Raw genomic sequence first — 21,305 nt, forward strand, 5'->3', positions numbered from 1 at the left:
CGAAGCCGCGCCAAAGGCGATCGCCTTTGGCGCGGCTTCGCCGATCGCTAAACTCACCCAGGGTTGTATGAGCACTATTGTCACTGCAGCAATAATCAACACTATAGGAAGTGTGTAGCTTGGGGAGAGTTCAACAGTTAATGTCGATTTTGGAGAATAATCAGCAGAAGTCACTTGGCTTAAATCCCGAGCTGATAAAGATGAATCAATATATGAATATAATTTAATTCTAAGCCTATATTCCCAACTTCTTCGATCTTCCCAATTTCTTCTATGGGATTCTATGGGATGACAGTTACCTGATCTTACCTACTACCAGTACCTAGCACATTCCTGAGTGAGATTAATCAAAAATTGAGTTAAATTTTTATACGGAGAGGGGGGGATTCGAACCCCCGATGGCTTTGACACCATAACAGATTTCGAGTCTGCCACCTTAAACCACTCGGACACCCCTCCATGATCTAGTCAAACCGCACCCCAGACTTCATCTGAAATTTGAACACAAAACCGTGGAATTTGTCAAGCCTGCTGTTGAAAACTCAGGCATTGCTGGGTGCTCAATGATGGAATCACTATCAAGGAACATCAATGTCTATCTCAATATCTTCAACAGTAGTCTTAAAACCACCATCCGGTGTCCACTGGATAGCACCATCACGGCCTGTCCAATAGAGGGTCATCTTAGCATTGCGCATGAGCTTCGCCGTGTAGGCATCCACGACATTGGATGATGCGATCGCAATTTTCGGTTGCAGGGCATCGAGGAATTCTGGCCTCAGACTTTTTCCCGACCACCAAAGTACTTGTAGCTCAGGGAAACGGATGGTTTTGGCTAACTGTTTTTGGAAGCCTGGTTTGAGGTCTCCTAAGAGTAACCAATTTTGGTCAATGATGCGCATCAGCAACACTGGTGGTTCAGTGTTGACTAATTCTATTGAAGTAGACCCAAAAGAGAGTATTTCCCCCACTGGAATTGGTTGGTAGTTAGCCTCCCTAGAGGCTACTGCACTAGCGATAGAGTTACGGGTGACAATATCGTTCCAATTTTGACCCTGAGACAATGGTCGTTGTAAATCAGTGTTATCGTAGAATGTCTCGATCGGTAAACTACCTAGAAGCTGAACCCAACCACTTCTGAGTTGGGGCTGCTTGTCGAGAGCAACTGCCCAATTAATATCATTGATACCTTGCTTTTGCAGAAAAGGCAGCACTGTAAACCTGACTGTATCAGGGTTGCCACTATTGACCAAGGTGACTTGTCCCTGGTCTTGAATCACTAAAATTTGGTTATTTCCTGTAGCTAGCACTGTAACTTGAAACAATTTTGACGCTTGTTGCCATTGGGGCAACACCACCACAGTGACAGCAACTAGACTAATCAGCCACCAACGAGGATGTAACCATTTAATCAAGCAAGCTAGAGCAATTAGCCCGTAGAGGAATAACAGTTGCCCTAGGGAAATTTTGCCCACCGCTACAGAACTTCCTGGCAACTGATTGAAAAATTCCACTAGTCCCATCAGTCCATGGGTTGGGTAATACAGTAACCAAGCCAGTCCACTTCCTGCTGTTGGCCAAATTAGTCCTGCCAAGGCACTGACAATTCCACCCAAAGTGATAATAGAAATTAGGGGTGTAGCAATAACACTAACTGGTATAGAGTAGCTGGCAACAACTTGAAAAACATACAGTTGCAGGGGTAGAGTCCAAACTGCTGCTGCAATTGGCACAGCAACTAGGGATGCGATCGCAGGTGGCAACCAATCCAAACGTTGGATAATCCCTGGTGCAGTGATTAGTAATCCTAGGGTGGCCAGAAAACTCAGCTGAAATCCCAAATCCCAGATCCACAAAGGATTAAATAGGAGTAACAGTGTTGCTGCTAACAAGAGTGACCCTAAAGGCTTAACTTTCCGTGCCGTCACTAAGGCAATTAGGGCACCCACCCCCATCAGAGCCGCCCGCATTACCGATGGCTGCAGTCCAGTTAATGCCACGTAAATTAACAGTACACTCAAGCTAATACTGAACTGCTTTTCCTTGCTTAAACCCCTGGTAACGGCTAAGACAAAACCCAACAGCAAAGAGACATGGAATCCAGATGCTGCTAAGGTATAGGCTAACCCAGCCTGAATAAATTGATCCCGGATATCGTAGGGCAAATCAACAGCACGACGTCCTAAAACCATTGAACTGACTAACGGACCTGTGGGAGAGCCTAAAAAGCGAACTTGGGAACGGATAATACGTTGTCGCAGTCTCCACCATCCCCAGGGTTTGCCAATAGTTTCCTCATCAAAGTTTATTTGACGCCCACTCAAACCAGCAAAAGCCCCTTGACGGGCAAGATAGGCTCCAAAGTCGAAGGCTCCGGGATTAGTCACTGGCTTGGGTTTATATAAAACCCCAGTTACGCTAATTATCTGACCTGGGTAGATACCAGTTCCTTGAAGTAATGGCACAGTCACATACAACTTGCCTGTCACTCCCTGACTGATCGCTCCCCCATCTTCGCGACTTTCAATTTCAGTTAACTGAGTAGCTTGTAACCAAAATTGTGTACGCTGAGTTCGGGTCAGGCGAGGCATACTCTCCACTTTGCCTTCAACCTTAAACAGTTGCTCTGGAGCAATGCTATTGGTTGAGGGGACATATTCGCTAATGTCATTCAGTTCTGGTTGTGGTACCCGCAATTGAAAATAGACCACCGCCAAGGCCGAGATTAGTCCTGCTGCTACCCATAATCTTGGTTTTGGTCCTGTGCGCCAGAACCTGGGGAATGCGATCGCAGCCACTATCCCTGTGACAACTAATCCTGTTACCAAAGCTCTGTACTCTTGCCAGGGAATCTCACCAGTCGGTAAGTTGAGAATCCCTGTAGACAGTAAGCCCAGAATATAAGCAAGACTTATTACTGTACCAGTGGCAGGCTTCATCAGATCGATAAACCTAGCTTTAAGCCCAAAACAACATGAAGCAATAGCAGGCAAAGTGCCGTACTTCCTAAGTAGGCATGAACGCTACGCACCAATGCTTTGTTTCCGCCAAAGCCAGTCAAGGCAATCACCCCATTAGCAGCCAGCACAATCAGTACGATTGATCCTGTCCAAAAGTGGGGGCTTTCTAGAATTGGCTGATACTGCATTACCAGAGACAAAACCCCACCCGTGTAGCCACCTGCGATAAAAATAAACATCCAGGGTGCTATTTTTCGATGATTACTGCGACTCTGTAGTGCTATTTCAGGATCAGATACTACTCGGCCACGCCATCCTGCTATTCCCACAAAGCTACCCATAATCAATACCACAATTCCCATCATCAATGGGTGTCCCCAATGCACCACTGGCTCAGGAATACCTAAAATTCTAAATTGGTTAGCAATTGGTTCTAAGAGCTGACTGAAATTTCCCACCGGTGTAAAACTATCCTCTCGATTAAGGTTGACCTAGCTTAGGTAACCATCTTTGTAGCATATTCAGAATTTGATTGGGCAACAAAATCTCACCATATCCAGATAGTGATGTTTAGATTCCTTGACACTTGTCTCAAACTAACAAACAGATAATTCAAACACTTGCAGTTCAACGTGAACAAAAAATCATACCAGATCCTAGAAGACTGGTATGATCCTTTGCTTGTCCCTAGTGCAAAGGAGACGCAGGGCTTTAGCCCCCAGGGCAAAGCCATCTAAATTTTTTTTGACAATAATTTAATAACCGACATTCCTCACTTCTCACTCCTCACTTCCTCACCCCGCCACTGTCACTACTTTGTTTATAATGATAATTTAAAAAAAAATGAGTAATACTAAATAGCTAGGATTACCCAGGAAAATTTAAAACTGGTATATATCAAAATTAGTAAATACTAATTTTTTTCTGCCGCTAATGTAGCTTTGGAGTTTTTTTGAGCAATGCCTTTATTATAGAAAAGCCAGGTAAAGATGACTAATCCAGCTTCGGTTCCTAATAAATCGTGAAGGATATGAAATAAAGCATTGAAAGTCACTTGCGGATCACTATAGGGATTCCCTCCAAATTTATCTAGAAGAAACACAAAGGTTAAATTGACTCCAACGGAGAAAATTGGGAAAAGAATAATTTTCCAATCTTGGAGTATCGTATAGCCTCGATAGGTCAACACACCCAAAACTAGAGTAAGTACAATATAGATAGGAATCTTAAAATTATCGTTACCGGCTTGATAACCTAAAGGGTACAAAATTGAAACAACTAACAGACTGATGGCAAACACAATGTTAATTAAATTGGTGATGATAGTAGTCTTCTCCACTAACCCATCCGCCCACAGCGCAAATCCTGAAATCAAGAAAAAGTAAAACATGAAATTCAGCATCGTAAAATCGTTTTGATAATACCAGCATTGGGTGACGTGCCAACCAATTTCTGAAGCGATCGCCACCATCACAAAAGCTAGCCCCAGTTGCGACGCAAAAATATTTGATGTCAGTCCTAAATTTTTTAAACTGTTGTAAAAAATTCTCATCGCCAGAGGGATGAGGGCAAAAACCAGCACGTGGGTGATAATTAATCCCAGTTTCCAACCATCGACTATACAAGTTCTAGAAGGGTCTGTCGGGGATTCTGCGATTCCGGGCAATGTGGCGAGAATATAGCCAAATCCAGCTAAACCGATTAAGAAGCAGAGTGCAGTAAACCCTAAGTTGCTAGTAAAAATCTTGCCATCGTTATTTTCCTGGGATTTAGTAAATTGCTTTGAAGACATTCATACAGCTCCTGCTCATAGACAACTAAAACAAATCGCCGAAATCGCTGGAGGAGTCTCCCCACAGCCTGATATCAACTACTAATTGTCTCACAATAACTATCCCTGGAATCTAATAGTTAAGATAAATTTTAGGTGATCATTGATAAATGTTAAGTAACCATCAAATTTATGATGATTGCGTTACATATCTTTGTTAAGATATAGATTGCTTTACAAGTGTGATGGCTAAAGCCCCTGTACTTTAGTCGGGGGATATAAGCGAACGGATGAATTGATTCATCCGCGATGCGGGTCGCTAATGTACACTAAAACTTTCTGAGTGCTAATCTTGCCAGTGGTGTCAAACATATACGAATGTGTCCATAAACTTGGCAATCTCAACAGGTCTGGAAATTATTGTCTAAGCAATAATGATCTTCGTAATTGGTTTGCTCATTGCTGTTACTGTACCTCAAGCTTACTAGGAAACTATAGTATGAAGCAAAAATTCTCCCCAAAATTGACCTTAATCGCCGCTTATTGCATCAGCCTATTTCAGTTTTCTCCCACCGCAGAGGCGCTCACCATCGATCAATGGTCTCTCAAGATTATGCCTTTAGGAGACTCAAACACTCGTGGTAAAGCATTGGATCGAGCCGGATATCGAGATGACCTGTGGGCATTGTTTAAAGATAATGGCTATAGAGTAAATTTTGTGGGTAGCGCTACCTCAGAAAATCCCGAAATAGTTTTAGGCCAAAACAACACATATGTGTTTGACAAAGAGCATCAAGGGCATGGGGGATTTGCCATAGCTGGTGTTGGAGCATCCAATGCGTGGTCAGATTTAAACTCCGAAATAGAAGATTGGCTGAAGCAGGCAAGACCGGATATTATCTTATTAATGGCTGGCACAAACGACATACTTTTTCAGAATGAAAGCCCTGAAGATACAGTCAATGAAATGATTTTACTAATTGATAAAATTCTCGCCTGGTCAGATCAGGTATATTTGTTTGTCTCTTCAATTCCCCCCATTAAGCCCTCTGCACTTAAGGATGGTACTCTCAAGAATCAGAAAGCTGATAAATACAATAACCTATTGGCAAATTTGCTGACTGGAGAAAGTTATAAAAACAAGAACATTCGATTTATTAATAACCGCAATATATTCACCCCTGAACACATGCTTGAGGATGGTATTCACCTAACCCCAGAGGGTTACAAAAAGTTGGCTCACGCTTGGTTCAAAATCATGATCGGCATTGGTACGAGGGAAAAGCAAGATGATATTCCTATAGATGTTCCCCTTGAGATCGAGATCTATGGTAGTTGAGAAAAAAATCTACAGGGTAAGCGCCTTGCGCTTACCCTGCGGTATAACCCCATCATTAAATTGCTAATTGTTGATAGCACCTCAAGTAGCGTGCGCTACGCGCATTTGCTGTAGGCGAAGCTCTTCTGAAGGATAATGATTTTGCTAATTGCTGACCATAACCATAGATACCAAATGGCTTATATAGGCCTTTCGGAATGCATTCACGGGGCTATCAAGCTCCTCGTTTTTGCCCGTGTGATTCGATGTGGTATTATACAAAGGTCTGTCTCCGTAATTATTGTGATAACGCCAGATTCTAATATTGATGTATCAAATTTTTCAGGCTTCCTGCCTCAAAAAATCTGTATCAATTGCTAATTTTTCCACTCCGATCTCCGCTGATGCGCACTGGGTGGCTTGATCACGATTGGAATTGGCGATATCCAGACAGCTTAGACTGAATTACCCTAAACTTCGTACAAACATTTAAGATGCTAACAGAACAAGACATTGATCAATGCTTGAAGATGCTGGATGGCATCTATAGTTTATCCGAACCGGAAAGATTAGAGAGGATTGACAAATTTGTTAAATCTACCCTGTCTATTACTCCAGATATCTACAGTCCAAAAAACTTAAAATACTTATTTTCCTATCCCGACCCCATCGGTGTTTTTGCCGATTTCGTGTCTAACTACATTAATTCTAATATTCATACTGAAGAATGTTCGCCAATTTTTACTCGTTGTGAAGTAGAAATGGTAGAAACTCTCCTGCCGTTAGTGGGTTATCCTGAAGGCGATGGTATCTTTTATCCGGGTGGTACCTTATCTAATTTGGCATCTGTATTCTTAGCAGTACAAAGAGCAAAAGTTAATTTAGGACAATCAGTCATTCTGGTTTCCGAACATTCTCATTACTCTATCAGTAAAGCTGCTAAGATTTGTGGGATTCAACATATTATCAATGTTAAAACAAGCACAAAAGGAGTCGTTGATCGAGAACATTTACGAGAATTAGTCAGCAAAATTAAAGCTGATAATCTCAATCTAATTTACTTTGCTTGTGTTCTGGGTTCGACTACCTTGGGAACTTTCGATCCGGTAGAAGAAATACTGGAAATATTCCAAGAATTCGCGATTCAACCTTGGATTCATCTTGATGCAGCTTGGGGAGGCGGGGTTTACTTTAGTGAAGATGCAGCGTTTTCTAGAAAACTGAGTTCTTTGTCAGATTCAATTGTATTAGACTTTCATAAATTTCTTTCAGCCCCTCTATTATGCTCAGTCTTACTGGTGAAAGACAAATCTGTTTTAGTGGATGAAGTAATCGCACATAATCCTAATTCTCCATTTAACAGCAACCAGAATAGAAAATATAGTCTCAGCATCAAGTCTTTACAATGTTCCCGAGAAGCCTATGCCTTTAAGCTTTGGTTGATGTTCAAACATCATGGTCTTGAACATTTTCAAAATTTAATTCAAAAATACTATAAAAATCGTAAAGAATTCAGGAAACAACTTTCGGATCGGGTTTTATATGTCGTCGAACCCCAGTATTTTAACCTCTGTTTCTGGTTTATTCCTGAAGAAATGGAAGTGAAGGAAACCATCACAGATTACACGGCGGCAGAAATTGATAAAATCGATCAACTTAATCTCGCTATCTATGATCAAGTAGTCCAGGATGACTTTATCAAAGTCAGTTCGTCTAGTTTTAATAATCTTCCGGCATTTATTCGGATAATTGTACATCATGGAAATCTGACAACAGATATCATTTCTGAAATTGTTGCTTATTTATATAAAATCTATGAATCTTTTGGATAAAGTCGTTGTCTAAGTCTAATCTAGAAGTCCAAAATTACAGGAAATTACAGGAGGATTAGAGAATGGGCAGAGTCAGAAAGCATGAATCCTACACCAACTCAATTCTAACACCCATTTATCAAAATACAGCCTACTTTTATGACGATCATGAAACTTATGTTAAAGCCTTACACGAAGGATCGCTCACAAAAGGCCGTTATGGCAGGTATCATAATCCGAATTGGGAAGAAGTAGAGGGAATTTTAGCCCAACTCGATAAGGCTGAAGATTGCTTACTATTTCCCAGTGGAATGAGTGCGATTTACAGCACTTTAATGGCATTCGCCAAATCTCAAAGCTGTTTCGCAACAACTTGCTATCTCTATAAAAACACAAGACGTGTTTTTGAGAATCTTGAGAAACTGGGGTTCAAAACTTTGATTTTGGATAATTCGGATCTATCTGAGTTGATGAGAACACTTGATCAAGTCAGTCAAGATATTAATATTCTTTTCCTAGAACTTCCCTCTAACCCTCATCTTTACCTGGCAGATATTGAAAAAATCAAAGAGTTGTTAGAACCCGATACGCTTCTGGTTGTCGATAGTACCTTTGCCAGTCCCTATAATTTTCAACCCTGTTTATGGGGGGCAGATTTAGTGATTCATAGTTGTACTAAATATCTCAATGGTCATGCTGATGTGGTACTGGGAAGTGTTGCTGGGAAAAAGGAAGCGATCGCTCAAATTAGAAATTTCAGAAATATCAATGGAGTTATTCCTAGCCCTCGGGATGTGTTTACATTGGGTCAACACTTGAAAACCTTTCAGTTGAGAATGGAGTCTTTAAATGCTTCAGGGCAAAAACTGACTGAGTTTTTAAATTCCCATGATTTGGTTTCCAAGGTCTATTATTTGGGCTTAGATTCTCATCCTCATCGAGAACTCTCCAAGAAATATTTTACTAATGGGTATGGTGGTGTTGTGACCTTTGAACTCAAACTTTCAAAACGTGAGACATCAGAATTCATTGACAACTTAAAAATTCCATATATTGCTTCTAACTTTGGTTCAGCGGAAACCTATATCGAACAGCTTGCTCCCTTTACCTACTACTATTTATCCGACCAGGATAGAAAATCATTAAATATTACGGATAGTCTGATTCGACTCTCCATCGGCTTTAATGATCCAGTCGATAGTATCATTGAGGATCTCGATTGTAGTCTTGCTCGATATATCCCTACGGAAATACATTAGACTTCGCGGCAGTTGTCGGGAACAGGGAACAGGGAACAGGGAACAGGGAACAGTGGACAAGAATTGAGGTAAACACTATCAGAAAAATACTTTTGCGCATAGGTCTATTAGAGTATCTTGTTTCTGTACTCTATTTCCTTTGGCCTTACCCCCGATTATATTATCCTAATCTAAATGGAACCCTGCCAAATGCAATCACTTAACTGCTGAATTTCTTGGAATCGAACATCCTGACTGATAAAGAAGATTCCCACAAATAAGGTCAAATATTGACTCAAACAAGCATAAAAACCAGCTCCAATACTGCCCCAATGCCATTTAATAATGGAAAAATAATCAAAGATTATATTGCCTAAATTGCCAATGATTGTTATCACTAGCACCTTACCACTCATCTCTTTTCCTAATAACCAACCGATCACGACTAAGTTAAGTGCCACTGCGGGAGCACCCCAAATACGGGCATTAAAATAAGCAATACCAGAAGATTTAACGTCATCAGGAGCATCGAGTATAAGAAACCAAATTTTCTCGATAGGATATTGTAAAATAACAATTAATACACCCAGTACCAACCCTATCAATCCATTGCGTAAACCCACTAATAACATGGCTTCCCGGTCATCTTTGCCTACAGCTTGAGCCGTCGCTCCCGTTCCATCCGCAAGAAGTGTAAAAGTCGGTAAAGATAGGTAAACAAAACCGTTGCGACTGCAACTCCTGCTAAGTGACGAATTTCTGGCAGATGTCCCAGGAAAGCCACGCTGACTAAGCCCGATAAGGGAATCATGATATTGGAGAGAGGTAAGCATTCAGCTCTCAGCTCTCAGCTCTCAGCTCTCAGCTCTCAGCTCTCAGCTCTCAGCTTTCAGCTCTCAGCTTTTGAATAAAACAGGTAACCATTTGTCTAATCTGAGTTACGTCTGTTGAGCACTGACCCCTGACAGCTGACGGCTGACCACTGACCACTGACAGCTGACGGCTGACCACTGACCGGTGAATACTTACGGAGAGAGTATTAATGACCGCAAGCCTGTAGAAGCGGGGGATAAGACTGTCTGAGTTTAAGCGGGCAAGTTTCATCGGCTCAAATATCAACTTTATTGGTATTTTTAATAGTAAATTTTAACAAAAATCAAGCTTAATTTTAAAAATTTTTATGGGATTTAAAAAGTTCCACTTTCTGTGAAACACAGGATAGAGAGACAACTCAGATCAAGAACAATTCTGATAGCTGGTCAGCTACCTAAAAAGGGAAGCTAAAAGCCCCGTCTCTTTAGAGCGGGGTGCTGATGTTCAGCGAATTTCAAATAGAGCGCATGGTCAGAGATTTTGCTAAGGTTTGATAGCTGGCAGGATGACCTGCAAAATATCCCGAGAGATAATACCTGGCAGGTTCATAATGATTTTCAGCCGTGAACGGAGCAAAAAATTGATCACTAACCAAATCTTTTCTGACAAAAAATGCATTAACACCCGATAAGTTACAGCCCACAAGATAATACCCTTTTTTATCTAGATTGACCTCAAAAAACTTCAATGAAGCCCCAAAACAATCATCTTTTTCCCATCTGTGTGTGGCATCATAGTCCATACAATATAAAATGGGTGGTGTGAACTTGGCATTATATTCAACGACAATCACTCTGGGACTTATACAGGTGATTGAATCAATAATATGATAGTCATTACCATCAATATCGACTGATAATATATCGATTTCATCAGCATCTATATTGGCAGAAATTAATTCGTTAATATTCTCTTTTGTAATAAAGGATTCAACGATTTTTAACTGACCATTTTCTATGACTTTATGAAAATATTTTCTAATTTTATTTACCGAACTAGACGACGCATCGATCCATAGACCTTGCCAATGATCAAAAAGCAGGGCAAGGGTATTGTTTTCTAAGCCATTGCCAATGCCAAATTCAACAAAGATTTGATTCGTGACACCAATCCTGTTAAAGATTTCTCTAATAATGCCATCTTCATCACTTTGGGAATAAACCTTACTACCAAAAGCAATTAAACCCTGAGGATTTTGATAGCGTTCACTTGTCCTTAAACGTTCTATTTCTTGAATAATCGGAATCTGTTTAATCCGGTTACGAATTGTTAATTCATAGCCGATATCCTGGATAATAGGCTTAATCAATTTTTGTAGTCTTTGGAGTGGCATAAACCGATTGTTTTCATACAATAACTAACGACTTTTCGGTCAACAGGTTGTTTGAAGACCATTGTTGACCTCCTCCCGACGCCAACGTTTCACTTTTGGCGCGGGATTCCCAAACTTGTTGATGTCTCGGTCATGGTGAGTCCTATATACCGGGAGGTGACCTGCTGCCATCCCAGATGAACCCGAATCCATTTAGATTTCCAATCTTTAGTGTGTGCTAGAGACTTCAGTCATGCGAGGATTCCAACGAGAACGCAACTCTTCGATATGCATATTCTCTCTGTTCTTTTTGAGATGTCGAGGGCTACTTTCAAAAGATAAAGAAGATGGCAGCGGATCTGACCCATACTCAGCTTGAATAAAGGATTCTAACTCTGTATAGGACGGAGAAAAGCTTTCTTGAGTCGGCTGGGATACCGTCGATTGATATCGCCGTAATGTCGCAGAAAACAAACCCGTACCATCATCAAAAAACCGTTCAGTGGTTGCCCCATAGCGTTCATAGGGATGAAAAGCCAGATGATCTGGGGCTTGAGCTGCCACCCAGGAAACGTAAGACCAATATTCACTAAAGGTGCCAAATTTCAGCGCAGATCGCATCATCAGCAACAACCAATGGTCATCCGATTGAAAGTAGTTGCTCACCTGACACTTAAAGGACTTAAGGTGCTCTTGTTTAAACCACATATGATGGGGAATAAAAGTGCCTTCAGGGTCTGTTAGGGGTTCAACCCCCAACACCGAGCGAATCCATTCTGCCCAAGTGGAGACAATGCTCGCATTGCCCCACTGATTGTGCTGAAGTAGGGCAAACGTATGCTGTTGGGTTTGGTTCTCCTCACAAATCAGCGGCCAAGTCGCAACCGGAAGTAGGTCACTATCCCAGACAACATACCATTCACTTAAGTCATCAATTCCCTCACCAGCACCCAGTTTTAAGAGTTGCTGATAGAACCAGCCTGGAGTATAAAGGGATTCCCCGAGTTCCAGTTCAGCACAAATTCTGTCTTTTGTCAGACCACTCTTTTGAAAGAAGGTTTCCTCAGAATGGGTATAAAGGGGAGCCACTTCCCAACCCTGAGACACCTGTTGTAGTGATCGCGCCTCTGGCTCAGGTGAAATCACATGGATACTGCGAGGTTTGTAATGGGTTGTAATTCCCTCAAGCACACCCCGCGTGTTCCAGCGCAACTGATAGAGAGGAATCACAAAGTCGAAGATTTCTTGTGACATAGCGTTTAACTCCGAATTTATCTAGACTATCAACAATAAAAATATCATCTTAATCGAGCAAGGAGTCAGTGTTAGTTTAGGATGTTAAGGTCTCTTGCCGTTATTAACATCTAAGCTGAACAAGTACCTCAGAACCCCATTCAGAATTGATCATTCATCACTTATCATTCATATGGGCTAGCAGTGGAACCTCTGCTATTGCGACTGGTTGAGCAGAACTTAGCTAAAGCTAGACTTTAAGTCGCCTTCAACCCCATTCATAATTTATAATTAATCATTCAATAATTCAATTATAATAATCCCACAATTGCCAACAGTGTTGTATCCTGAAACAGACTAATAAACTGACCGACAATCGATGGAATCGATATTTTAAAAGCTTGAGGTAAAACAATCAATCCTAAAGTGAACGGGGTATTCAAACCTAGGGCTTTAGAAGCTTCTACTTGACCTCTCGGTATGGCTTGGATTCCACCCCGCACCTTTTCTGCTAGATCAGCTGAACTAAATATTGTTAATCCTACAATTGCCCGTAATACCCGATCCGGTCGCATTCCTTTGGGTAAAAATAAGGGCAGTAAAACTTGTCCTATAAATAAGCTGATATGCATTTAAATTGGTTATTACCTATTCCCTTTTGGGAAACTCAATTGCTACATCGCTTACCTTAAGGGAGTTTGAGTCTCAAAGTAGTACAAATGAACAGAGTAACTTCAGTCAAAAAACTTTTATCTGTAGTTTTTGATACTAATTTAGATGAGCTTACCCTGGTTCAACCCGTCAAATTTATGATATAGCAGTTCTCATACTCATGAGCGACATTGCTTATCCCTTTAAGGCAAAAGGCAAAAGGCAAAAGGCAATAGTAAAGAGGGTTTTAAGGTAATCAGTCTCAAAGACTAGTGTACCTCATAACTGCGAGAAACGCTATAATTGCGTTACATATCTTTGTTAAAATTTAGATTGCTTTACATTAAGTCTAGGTTACTTGTTACTTGTCAAGTAAGAAATAACAAGTAAAACAAGTAACCAAGTAACAAGTCACAAGTAACGATTTCCATGGTTTACCAAAGATGTCTCCACCAAGGAATAGGCTTAACATCAGGAAAATCGATTTTATTGCGGATTTCATCAATATCCCATCCAGTCAACTCAGCTAAGGTTTGAGCTTCCTGTTTCAATCGTCGATTTAAGGATTGTTGATAGTCAACTCCTGCGCTACAGCTCATCTTCCCAGTAAAGGGATGACGAAGGATATATCGTCCCTGAAACAATTCACGGTTTGACGTTTCCTGGAACATCAAATCTTCTGGGAACGTATCACGGGTATAGCGAACATGGAGGCGAGTGATATAAACATTATTGGGTCTTCTATTGGTTCTTCCTGAGTTTAGCCAAAAGACACCTGATTTCCGGAGTTCTTCCCGATTGAGGGGATTAGCTGAACATGGGTCACAACTAGCCATATCCCAAGCATATTCAAGAAAAGCCACTTTTTTACCTTCACCCTCGTAAGCAGTTTGGAACATAGCAGTGTAGAAATCACCAAACTCTGCTTTGACAAATACTGGAATTTCAGTATTAGAAGGAATCTTCACAGTGCGGTAGTTTGTAATTTCAGCCTGACCTCGGGGTGATAACACATACACAATCAGGTCTTGCTCACCCGTAGCATTCATCATTCCTAAGCGAATGGGCAGCATAAATCGGGGAGACTCGTAAGCCATCTGGAGGGGTCGCAACCGTTGGTAGGCAGTTTTGTCAAATTCGTGCAGATTCACATTGGGGGGGTCAAATTCGTGCAGATTCACATTGGGGGGGTCAAATTCCTCCAGATTGACTTTGGCAACGAAAAATTTCATATTCTGGCGGATGTAGGGTCGCAATAACCGATTTGCTCCCCGTGGAATTTTGTAACCGTTGCGTCTGAGCCAGGTTTCTAAACCTCTAGAGTCCTTAGCACTGAGGATAAGAATGTTATATTCTCCAACTGAGAAGCGCTCCTCTACCGTGACACCTAAACTACGATCATAAGCATCCGCTCCCCTTGTGCCACCTGGACGACCTAGGTCTGCTGGCGCACTTTCGAGATACCTTCGGTTATCGGCACAGGGGTTTGGGTCAAAATATTCCACTAGTCGAGGTGCACTAAACTGATCGAGGCCTTCAATAATCTTAGGGTCACCTACATTCACCTGTTCTCGCTGAAGCACCACAGGAACTGGGACAACCATGGCAAAGTCTTTAACATCCCCTTGATAGTCATTTGCCATGGTTAAAACAGTGCGATCGCCATCCCGAGCAATTACCACTTGAGACGTCTGGTTATATAGTTTAGTATCAGCTTTGGCCACATAAAACCCACAAAAACCCCAAGCTTTTTGAGCCAACCCTAAACTCACTAAAACCGTTATAATAATAGTACTTATAACCCGAATAATTTTCATTTTTATAAGCTTAATTCACGTCATTTAATAGGTGCGACCCGTGGCGAATTTAATAATTAGATGCGGAAAGCGCACCTAAGATTCACTATCATGCCAGGAAAATCTTGTAGATGACCAAATAAAATCCAAAATTACGGTCAAAGGGGATAGGGCAAACAACGCCCAGAAAATAGCAGTAGGCATGAAGAATTGATTGCGCAATATAAAAGTGAGTAACGCAATACACACCGCCCATAGCAATCGACTAATCGGTGCATTGGGGATTGAGCGAGGGTCGGTTAGCATAAATAGGGCAAATAGTAACAAAGACCCACTCATCAAGCGATGGCAAAATACATCCCAACTCCAGCCAAGCCAGACATTTCTAATCCCTTCTAAAACGGCATAAGCACCCAAAAACGCTGCCGTTGTATCCCATCGTCCTACCCGTTTTAACACCATACTGCCAGTACCAGCAAATAATAGAGCATACCAACCATCATCCCCCCACTGTCCGGGAGAAACCCAAGCATCATTGCTTAGGATAAGAACAGCAATAATTCCGAAATTGGCTGGATTAAAAAAATGCTTGCCCTCTACTCGGAAAATAAATTTACTCAAAATTCCTAGGGAGCCAGCTAAAACCATAGTGCTATAGTTATCAGCACGCAGCAGCAGACTCAAGCTTAAGGCTGTAATCATAGCACTTTTTAGGGAAGGGGGTTTGGGAGAACTGGCGAAAGTAGCATCATTATCCTGGGGGCAATTTGATTTTTTTGTCAGCAGATTAAGAATTGTTTCTAAGGTTTGAATTTTGCACCATTCAAGGCTAGTTTGGAAATAGGGTTTGGGATTAAAACTCAAAGGGAGGCCAAGGAAAGGGAGGCCAAAGAAAGAGAGGCCAAGCTCCCCAGAGTTTTTGATTGCGGATCTGTGTTTGGGGTTTGACCAAAGAAATGCTGCTAACCACTGAGTTAGTAGACAGCTTGCGATTACAACTAGAATCAAGTCTGGTCTTAGTGTCCAGTCCCGAGTGCTGATGCCCAAGACTAGGAAGATGGAGAGAAACAGAATTTGATGGTTTCGGGGGTCTTGTTGCCACATTATCTACGCATTCTGATCCGACTGTTAAAGTAATCAGGGCGCTCTTTATGGATCAGGTTTAACACAAAAAAACACGCTAACTCTACGAAGACTACTGCAAGAGCTATCAGGCAATGTTTACCCGCTACCAACACCAGGCTACGGGAGCGATCGCACCATTCTTGATGCAGTCGCTCATGGGGGAAACCCCCAAGACCGCGCTGCATCGCTACTGTGCAAATGCTCTTTTTGACTGGTTCTGCACAGGTACTGGATTTGGGCAAGCTAATTTAGACCAACAATCAGCAGAGAGTTTCTGGCTGGTGATTATCATAGCCTACCCAATCAATGTAAAGTTTCGTAACTGACTGCATAAACTCCTGAACTGGGTCTGAGAAGTCTACAGAGGGAATTGGGAAAGCGCTCAAACCAAATCCAAGTAGGTAAATAATTATGGCAGATTTTAACAAAGACGGTTTTGACGACTTAGTAGTAGGTGCCCCTGGTGAAGCCCCGGGGTCGGCTCCCAAGTCGGGGTTTGCCTTTGTGTTTAATGGTTCCCAGAACGGACTGGTCGCCAGGCAAGGGCTGGGTCAGGCAGGACTCGGAGCTAATGAAGCTGGTGATCGGTTTGGTGAATCCTTAGCAGTGGGAGACTTCAACGGCGACGGTTTTGACGACTTAGTGGTTGGGGCCCCTGGTGAAGCCCCGGGGTCGGCTCCCAAATCCGGGTTTGCCTTTGTGTTTAATGGTTCCCAGAACGGACTGGTTGCCAGCCAAGGGCTGAGTCAGGCAGGACTTGGAGCCAATGAGGCTGATGATCGGTTTGGTGAATCCTTAGCAGTGGGAGACTTCAACGGCGACGGTTTTGACGACTTAGTGGTTGGGGCTCCTGGTGAAGCCCCGGGGTCGGCTCCCAAGTCGGGGTTTGCCTTTGTGTTTAATGGTTCCCAGAACGGACTGGTCGCCAGCCAAGGGCTGGATCAGGCAGGACTTGGAGCCAATGAGGCTGATGATCGGTTTGGTGAATCCTTAGCAGTGGGAGACTTTAACGGTGACGGTTTTGACGACTTAGTGGTTGGGGCTCCTGGTGAAGCCCCGGGGTCGGCTCCCAAGTCGGGGTTTGCCTTTGTGTTTAATGGTTCCCAGAACGGACTTGTCGCCAGCCAAGGGCTGAGTCAGGCAGGACTGGGAGCCAATGAGGCTGATGATCGGTTTGGTGAATCCTTAGCAGTGGGAGACTTCAACGGCGACGGTTTTGACGACTTAGTAGTTGGTGCCCCTGGTGAAGCCCCGGGGTCGGCTCCCAAGTCGGGGTTTGCCTTTGTGTTTAATGGTTCCCAGAACGGACTGGTCGCCAGCCAAGGGCTGAGTCAGGCAGGACTGGGAGCCAATGAGGCTGGTGATCGGTTTGGTGAATCCTTAGCAGTGGGAGACTTCAACGGCGACGGTTTTGACGACTTAGTAGTTGGTGCCCCTGGTGAAGCCCCGGGGTCGGCTCCCAAGTCGGGGTTTGCCTTTGTGTTTAATGGTTCCCAGAACGGACTGGTCGCCAGCCAAGGGCTGAGTCAGGCAGGACTGGGAGCCAATGAGGCTGGTGATCGGTTTGGTGAATCCTTAGCAGTGGGAGACTTCAACGGCGACGGTTTTGACGACCTAGGGGTTGGAGCCCCTGGTGAAGCTCCTGGGTCTGATCCCAAGTCCGGGTTTGCCTTTATCTTTCATGGCTCCGCTAACGGATTGGTACCTAGCCAAGGACTGGATCAGGCAGGTCTAGGAGCAAATGAAGCCGGTGATCTGTTTGGTGCTGCACTTGCCTAGCACTTCCCTCTGAATTTTCGACGTTGCTGAAGTAAGAAATGATATCAAGTATAGTCGGGTCATTTATCAGTGGTCAGTTACCCATTCCCCATTCCCCACTCCCCTCAATTATTCCATTAATCATCAACGCCGAATTATCTAGGTTATGCATTAAGCAAATCTCGGCTAGATCGCCCGATCATTCCCAGCCTGGGGTGAGGCTAAAGTTCTCTATTAGCTTGAGCCTCGCCCATTCTAATTAACCATTTTAATTAACTGTAATTAGCCAAAATTTGACGAATTTGAGCATCAATAGTCTCTGGTTTCTCAACCATCGCCATATGTCCACATTCAGCAATTTCAATCACATTGTCCCCACAGGATTGAAAGAGACTGTGAAAACTAGCAAGATGGCGCACATATTTGGGTTCCATTACCTTATCCTTAGTACCAGCAATGAAATAAACAGGTTGTTTGAGTCGGGAAACTACCTGAGGTAAGCGATGCACCTCCGCTTCTGTGGTAGAATCTAATAAGGTTCTCAATGCAGCTTCTGCGTTAGCAGTAACAAAATCAATAACCCGTTGACGTCCCCATTTCCGGGCAATAGGGCGCGCTACCTGAGCCCTGGTAAACAGTAAGTCCAGTAAAGGGACATAACACAACCAACGGGGACGCCGTTTTACCAACTGCTGACCAGCCACCCGAAACCGCTCAAATTCTTCTTTCAGATAAATCCCACCACCAGCATTAAGACAGATTACCCCTTGAATCCTCTGAGGCAGCAAATAGGCACCCCATAGAGCAATGCTACCCCCTAGGGAATGACCAACCAACCAAGCCGGCTCGATTCCCAGTTTTTCTAGCAGGATGCCCAAGTCCTGAGCATAGGCAGCTAAGCTATAGCGGTCAGTGGATGAAGCAGCAGTCTCAGGAAATGGTGATTCCGAGTCCCGGTTCGATGTTGAGCTTTGAGTGTTATGAATTTGGGACTGGGATTCACCGAATCCCCGCAGGTCATAAATCAGACACTGATACTGCTGTGACAACCTATAAATTAGAGGTTGCCAATAGCTACGGCTTAACAGCCAGCCGTGGATGAAAACCAGAACAGGACAGGATGATTGAGTAGGAGGTGTTAATTCGTAAGTATGGGATACTCCTAGGATGTTAATGCTTGCCATACCTTGATCTTATCGAAGAATTAACAGGATAGGAAATTAGTCAGTGATTTTAATCACATCTTGTTTGTCTTTACTTGAAAAGTAGGCAGGATGACGGACTTAGCCACCAATAGCCTTAAAACCCGGTTTCTGGTTATATATCAAAGGCTGAAATCGTAGTAATTACCTTAAGAAACTGGGTTTGCGGCATAAGTCCTTAGGTGCGCTTTCCCCATTAAGAATTAAATTCTGGCTTTGGTGGGCTTTCCAATGGGCGAGTAAATCGCCCTTGGGTCGCACTTTCGGGTCTCACCTGTGCTTGTCACCCAATGATAACTAAAACACTTGACCTAGTAATCGCCTCCGAATGCTTTCAGCAATTTTTTGACCTAAATAATCGGGAATCAAGTTTCCGTTAGGACCTAGTAGGTAAAGAATCAGTCGGGTTCGTCCCCGCCACACCAGCAAGTTGGCATTGACCACCAGTAAATCCTCTTGCCAGATGGCATACATAACTTTGTAAAATAATCCAGGTTGGTTATTGGCCTCAATTAACAGCGCTGGTAGATGAAACACTGGGTCTACATAAAATTCTGTTTCTACCTGCTTCAAGCCAGCATCGAGATTAAATTCCACTGCCAGCATTTGTTCCACCTCAAAGCGCCCTGCCAAAGCCTCCCTCAGGGCACGGCAGACATTTTCTGAGGTTTTGTAGGTCAGCGCTTTCCGGTCACGAGACACCACTAGTTTCATAAACACCAGCATTGGGGGACTAATTTGACCATAAAGACTGAGACTGTGGATAGTCAGTCCATAGGCAGTCAGAACGCCAAAAATGTCACTGAGCAGAAAAGACTCATTGCGGTAAGCAAAGTGCAGGACACTTTTTGAGCCTTCCGGTTTGATCTCAATTACAGCATGTTGGGTTTTATAGAGTCGGTAAGCCAGTTTGAGGTTGTGCAGTTGGATCTCACTACTGACAAACTGTTCATAGAACTTAGGAAACGCTCGGTTGAAGCGTTTCAGGATTTCTTGTTGGGATGATTTCCAACCCACAGTGATCGATAGGGGTAGGTGGCTATTCTTGTTTATCAAAAGGTGCGACCCGTGGCGAATTTAATTTGCCAAGGTCAAGCGCACCTAAGCTTTTTGAGTTAACACAACCCCGTCAGCTTCTAGGGGGACTTACAAAAATACTGATAAAAGAGCCTTAAATGTATATATAGATAGAGTTTAACATTGAGGTGCGACCCAAGGGCGATTTACTCGCCCATTGGAAAGCGCACCTTGATTTGCTTGATTTCTTGATATATATGGGTTGGAGCCCCCAGCCAACAACAAGGGCGGATCTGATTCATTTCTGAGCAATCCTGCTGATTAGCCTAGTCTAACTAATCTTCCCCAACTTCCCCACCTTCGGTACCTTCCTAGCCTGAAACAGCTGTGCCCCCTCCGACGCGAGAATCTTACCCAAGCAACTTCAAAGAGCGCGAGCCTTGAGGGAATGCTAGGATGGGAATTTGGATAGGAGGCTTAATTGTGGTATTATCATTTGCACAAAGAATTAGTTTCAGATCAAGGTAGGTCGGGTATGATAGTTTTCCTGGTGGAGTAAAACCATATAGATCAAATATCACTTTCTGTTTTTTAAAACATTTAAGTCTGGCTCTGGTTGACCGAGACCCAGAACGTCTGAGCCGTCAGGGAAAGAAGACCATTACCAGTCCAAGTAGCTCACAATTATGATAACGCCACTGTCACACCTGCATGGGTTTTTGGAAAAGCTTCTTTAGCAGTTCTGATACTGCTTTGCCTCAAACACGATCTGAAGGAGATACCGTAGAAGGTGTCAAATATCGCACCGACGGTACCTCACGGGTATTTTTCAGTACAACACGGGAAATTGACCTGTACGAATTGGAAGAACTTTGTGATGCTGTTGGTTGGTCTCGGCGTCCTCTGCGCAAAGTTAAGAAAGCCATTCAGCATAGCTTTTTGGTTACTTCTATGTGGTACCAGCGAGGTAACACGAGGCGCTTAATTGGCTTTGCCCGTGCCACTTCTGATCATGCTTTCAATGCCACAATCTGGGATGTAGTAGTTCATCCAGATTTCCAAGCCAAGGGACTAGGTAAAGCTTTGATGAGATATATGATCAAAAAATTGCGCAGCCAAGATATTAGCAATATCACCCTATTTGCCGATCCTCAAGTGGTAAGTTTTTACCGTAAAATGGGATTTATGCCTGACCCAGAAGGTATTAAAGGCATGTTTTGGTATCCAGATTAATCTAGAG

At 43.0% G+C, this 21,305-nt stretch carries 19 protein-coding genes, 1 tRNA gene and 2 pseudogenes; 5 read left to right on the top strand and 17 right to left on the bottom strand.

The features are described 5' to 3' along the window. Positions 1–372: 372 nt before the first annotated feature. The 5 genes and pseudogenes from F6K64_RS32755 to F6K64_RS32775 all read right to left on the bottom strand — a co-directional run. A tRNA-Ser gene (locus tag F6K64_RS32755) sits at positions 373–459 on the bottom strand. A 119-nt stretch (positions 460–578) separates the two neighbouring features. Further along, positions 579–2,939 carry a ComEC/Rec2 family competence protein gene (locus F6K64_RS32760; RefSeq protein ID WP_008178440.1) on the bottom strand — a complete coding sequence of 787 codons (2,361 nt, stop codon included), beginning with the start codon at positions 2,937–2,939 and terminating at the stop codon, positions 579–581. Further along, positions 2,939–3,418: a DUF4079 domain-containing protein gene (locus F6K64_RS32765; RefSeq protein WP_008178438.1), complete on the bottom strand. Its 480-nt coding sequence runs from the start codon at positions 3,416–3,418 to the stop codon at positions 2,939–2,941. Before F6K64_RS32765 ends, F6K64_RS32760 begins: the two co-directional genes overlap by 1 nt. A 455-nt stretch (positions 3,419–3,873) precedes the next feature. Further along, a complete protein-coding gene (locus F6K64_RS32770) occupies positions 3,874–4,752 on the bottom strand; it encodes a hypothetical protein (protein WP_008178436.1) in 879 nt (292 codons plus the stop codon). Positions 4,753–5,031: 279 nt separating this feature from the next. Beyond that, positions 5,032–5,148, bottom strand: a pseudogene (locus F6K64_RS32775) (IS200/IS605 family transposase); the annotation flags it as partial. Positions 5,149–5,230: 82 nt separating this feature from the next. On the opposite strand from F6K64_RS32775, the gene F6K64_RS32780 reads away from it, so the two are divergent. From F6K64_RS32780 to F6K64_RS32790, 3 genes are all read left to right on the top strand, one after another. Further along, positions 5,231–6,070, top strand: coding sequence for an SGNH/GDSL hydrolase family protein (locus F6K64_RS32780; protein WP_287262804.1), 840 nt, complete (start codon positions 5,231–5,233; stop codon positions 6,068–6,070). A 473-nt stretch (positions 6,071–6,543) separates the two neighbouring features. After that, on the top strand, positions 6,544–7,881 hold the full coding sequence (locus tag F6K64_RS32785) for a pyridoxal phosphate-dependent decarboxylase family protein (protein ID WP_008178432.1): 1,338 nt from the start codon (positions 6,544–6,546) through the stop codon (positions 7,879–7,881). A 62-nt stretch (positions 7,882–7,943) separates the two neighbouring features. Next, on the top strand, positions 7,944–9,119 hold the full coding sequence (locus F6K64_RS32790; RefSeq protein ID WP_008178429.1) for a PLP-dependent transferase: 1,176 nt from the start codon (positions 7,944–7,946) through the stop codon (positions 9,117–9,119). 170 nt (positions 9,120–9,289) lie between these two features. Here F6K64_RS32790 and F6K64_RS32795 read toward each other — a convergent pair whose 3' ends face one another. The 10 genes and pseudogenes from F6K64_RS32795 to F6K64_RS32840 all read right to left on the bottom strand — a co-directional run bounded on the left by F6K64_RS32795 (position 9,290) and on the right by F6K64_RS32840 (position 16,273). Next, positions 9,290–9,730 carry an MATE family efflux transporter gene (locus tag F6K64_RS32795; protein ID WP_229414259.1) on the bottom strand — a complete coding sequence of 147 codons (441 nt, stop codon included), beginning with the start codon at positions 9,728–9,730 and terminating at the stop codon, positions 9,290–9,292. A 20-nt stretch (positions 9,731–9,750) separates the two neighbouring features. Next, positions 9,751–9,909 carry a hypothetical protein gene (locus tag F6K64_RS32800; protein WP_229414257.1) on the bottom strand — a complete coding sequence of 53 codons (159 nt, stop codon included), beginning with the start codon at positions 9,907–9,909 and terminating at the stop codon, positions 9,751–9,753. 71 nt (positions 9,910–9,980) lie between these two features. After that, positions 9,981–10,202, bottom strand: coding sequence for a hypothetical protein (locus F6K64_RS32805; protein ID WP_131826970.1), 222 nt, complete (start codon positions 10,200–10,202; stop codon positions 9,981–9,983). 223 nt (positions 10,203–10,425) lie between these two features. Beyond that, complete coding sequence (locus tag F6K64_RS32810) at positions 10,426–11,304, bottom strand: hypothetical protein (protein WP_287250588.1); 879 nt, start codon at positions 11,302–11,304, stop codon at positions 10,426–10,428. Positions 11,305–11,343: 39 nt separating this feature from the next. After that, a complete protein-coding gene (locus F6K64_RS32815; RefSeq protein ID WP_154659738.1) occupies positions 11,344–11,496 on the bottom strand; it encodes a hypothetical protein in 153 nt (50 codons plus the stop codon). A 15-nt stretch (positions 11,497–11,511) separates the two neighbouring features. Then, positions 11,512–12,537, bottom strand: coding sequence for a DUF6492 family protein (locus F6K64_RS32820; protein ID WP_008181924.1), 1,026 nt, complete (start codon positions 12,535–12,537; stop codon positions 11,512–11,514). A 293-nt stretch (positions 12,538–12,830) separates the two neighbouring features. Then, positions 12,831–13,136: pseudogene (locus F6K64_RS32825) on the bottom strand (ABC transporter permease subunit); the annotation flags it as partial. A 465-nt stretch (positions 13,137–13,601) separates the two neighbouring features. After that, the gene (locus F6K64_RS32830; protein WP_008181927.1) at positions 13,602–14,984 is read right to left on the bottom strand and encodes a DUF2330 domain-containing protein; all 1,383 of its coding nucleotides are present in this window, start codon (positions 14,982–14,984) and stop codon (positions 13,602–13,604) included. A gap of 75 nt (positions 14,985–15,059) precedes the next feature. Then, positions 15,060–16,067 (bottom strand): RnfABCDGE type electron transport complex subunit D, encoded by a 1,008-nt coding sequence (locus F6K64_RS32835; protein WP_008181929.1) that lies wholly within the window; start codon positions 16,065–16,067, stop codon positions 15,060–15,062. Then, positions 16,067–16,273: a hypothetical protein gene (locus F6K64_RS32840; protein WP_131826971.1), complete on the bottom strand. Its 207-nt coding sequence runs from the start codon at positions 16,271–16,273 to the stop codon at positions 16,067–16,069. The genes F6K64_RS32835 and F6K64_RS32840 overlap by 1 nt, the downstream gene beginning before the upstream one ends. A 226-nt stretch (positions 16,274–16,499) precedes the next feature. Here F6K64_RS32840 and F6K64_RS32845 point away from each other — a divergent pair, with 226 nt between their 5' ends. Then, positions 16,500–17,867, top strand: a complete 1,368-nt coding sequence (locus F6K64_RS32845) for an FG-GAP and VCBS repeat-containing protein (protein WP_008181932.1) — start codon at positions 16,500–16,502, stop codon at positions 17,865–17,867. A gap of 251 nt (positions 17,868–18,118) precedes the next feature. Here the strand turns inward: F6K64_RS32845 and F6K64_RS32850 are convergent, their stop codons facing one another. Beyond that, positions 18,119–19,030 carry an alpha/beta fold hydrolase gene (locus F6K64_RS32850; protein ID WP_044492568.1) on the bottom strand — a complete coding sequence of 304 codons (912 nt, stop codon included), beginning with the start codon at positions 19,028–19,030 and terminating at the stop codon, positions 18,119–18,121. Between the two features lie 315 nt (positions 19,031–19,345). Then, complete coding sequence (locus F6K64_RS32855) at positions 19,346–20,071, bottom strand: hypothetical protein (protein WP_044492570.1); 726 nt, start codon at positions 20,069–20,071, stop codon at positions 19,346–19,348. A gap of 705 nt (positions 20,072–20,776) precedes the next feature. Here F6K64_RS32855 and F6K64_RS32860 point away from each other — a divergent pair. Continuing rightward, positions 20,777–21,298 (top strand): GNAT family N-acetyltransferase, encoded by a 522-nt coding sequence (locus F6K64_RS32860; RefSeq protein WP_008181937.1) that lies wholly within the window; start codon positions 20,777–20,779, stop codon positions 21,296–21,298. The last annotated feature ends 7 nt before the right edge of the window (positions 21,299–21,305 follow it).

The organism is Moorena sp. SIO3A2 (assembly GCF_010672265.1).
Classification (GTDB): domain Bacteria; phylum Cyanobacteriota; class Cyanobacteriia; order Cyanobacteriales; family Coleofasciculaceae; genus Moorena; species Moorena producens.

Coding starts and splice junctions, on each gene's coding strand:
- F6K64_RS32760 (WP_008178440.1), bottom strand. CDS start 2,939: ATGAAGCCTGCCACTGGTACAGTAATAAGTCTTGCTTATATTCTGGGC.
- F6K64_RS32770 (WP_008178436.1), bottom strand. CDS start 4,752: ATGTCTTCAAAGCAATTTACTAAATCCCAGGAAAATAACGATGGCAAG.
- F6K64_RS32780 (WP_287262804.1), top strand. CDS start 5,231: ATGAAGCAAAAATTCTCCCCAAAATTGACCTTAATCGCCGCTTATTGC.
- F6K64_RS32785 (WP_008178432.1), top strand. CDS start 6,544: ATGCTAACAGAACAAGACATTGATCAATGCTTGAAGATGCTGGATGGC.
- F6K64_RS32790 (WP_008178429.1), top strand. CDS start 7,944: ATGGGCAGAGTCAGAAAGCATGAATCCTACACCAACTCAATTCTAACA.
- F6K64_RS32795 (WP_229414259.1), bottom strand. CDS start 9,730: ATGTTATTAGTGGGTTTACGCAATGGATTGATAGGGTTGGTACTGGGT.
- F6K64_RS32800 (WP_229414257.1), bottom strand. CDS start 9,909: ATGATTCCCTTATCGGGCTTAGTCAGCGTGGCTTTCCTGGGACATCTG.
- F6K64_RS32805 (WP_131826970.1), bottom strand. CDS start 10,202: ATGAAACTTGCCCGCTTAAACTCAGACAGTCTTATCCCCCGCTTCTAC.
- F6K64_RS32810 (WP_287250588.1), bottom strand. CDS start 11,304: ATGCCACTCCAAAGACTACAAAAATTGATTAAGCCTATTATCCAGGAT.
- F6K64_RS32815 (WP_154659738.1), bottom strand. CDS start 11,496: ATGGATTCGGGTTCATCTGGGATGGCAGCAGGTCACCTCCCGGTATAT.
- F6K64_RS32820 (WP_008181924.1), bottom strand. CDS start 12,537: ATGTCACAAGAAATCTTCGACTTTGTGATTCCTCTCTATCAGTTGCGC.
- F6K64_RS32830 (WP_008181927.1), bottom strand. CDS start 14,984: ATGAAAATTATTCGGGTTATAAGTACTATTATTATAACGGTTTTAGTG.
- F6K64_RS32835 (WP_008181929.1), bottom strand. CDS start 16,067: ATGTGGCAACAAGACCCCCGAAACCATCAAATTCTGTTTCTCTCCATC.
- F6K64_RS32840 (WP_131826971.1), bottom strand. CDS start 16,273: ATGCAGCGCGGTCTTGGGGGTTTCCCCCATGAGCGACTGCATCAAGAA.
- F6K64_RS32845 (WP_008181932.1), top strand. CDS start 16,500: ATGGCAGATTTTAACAAAGACGGTTTTGACGACTTAGTAGTAGGTGCC.
- F6K64_RS32850 (WP_044492568.1), bottom strand. CDS start 19,030: ATGGCAAGCATTAACATCCTAGGAGTATCCCATACTTACGAATTAACA.
- F6K64_RS32860 (WP_008181937.1), top strand. CDS start 20,777: ATGGGTTTTTGGAAAAGCTTCTTTAGCAGTTCTGATACTGCTTTGCCT.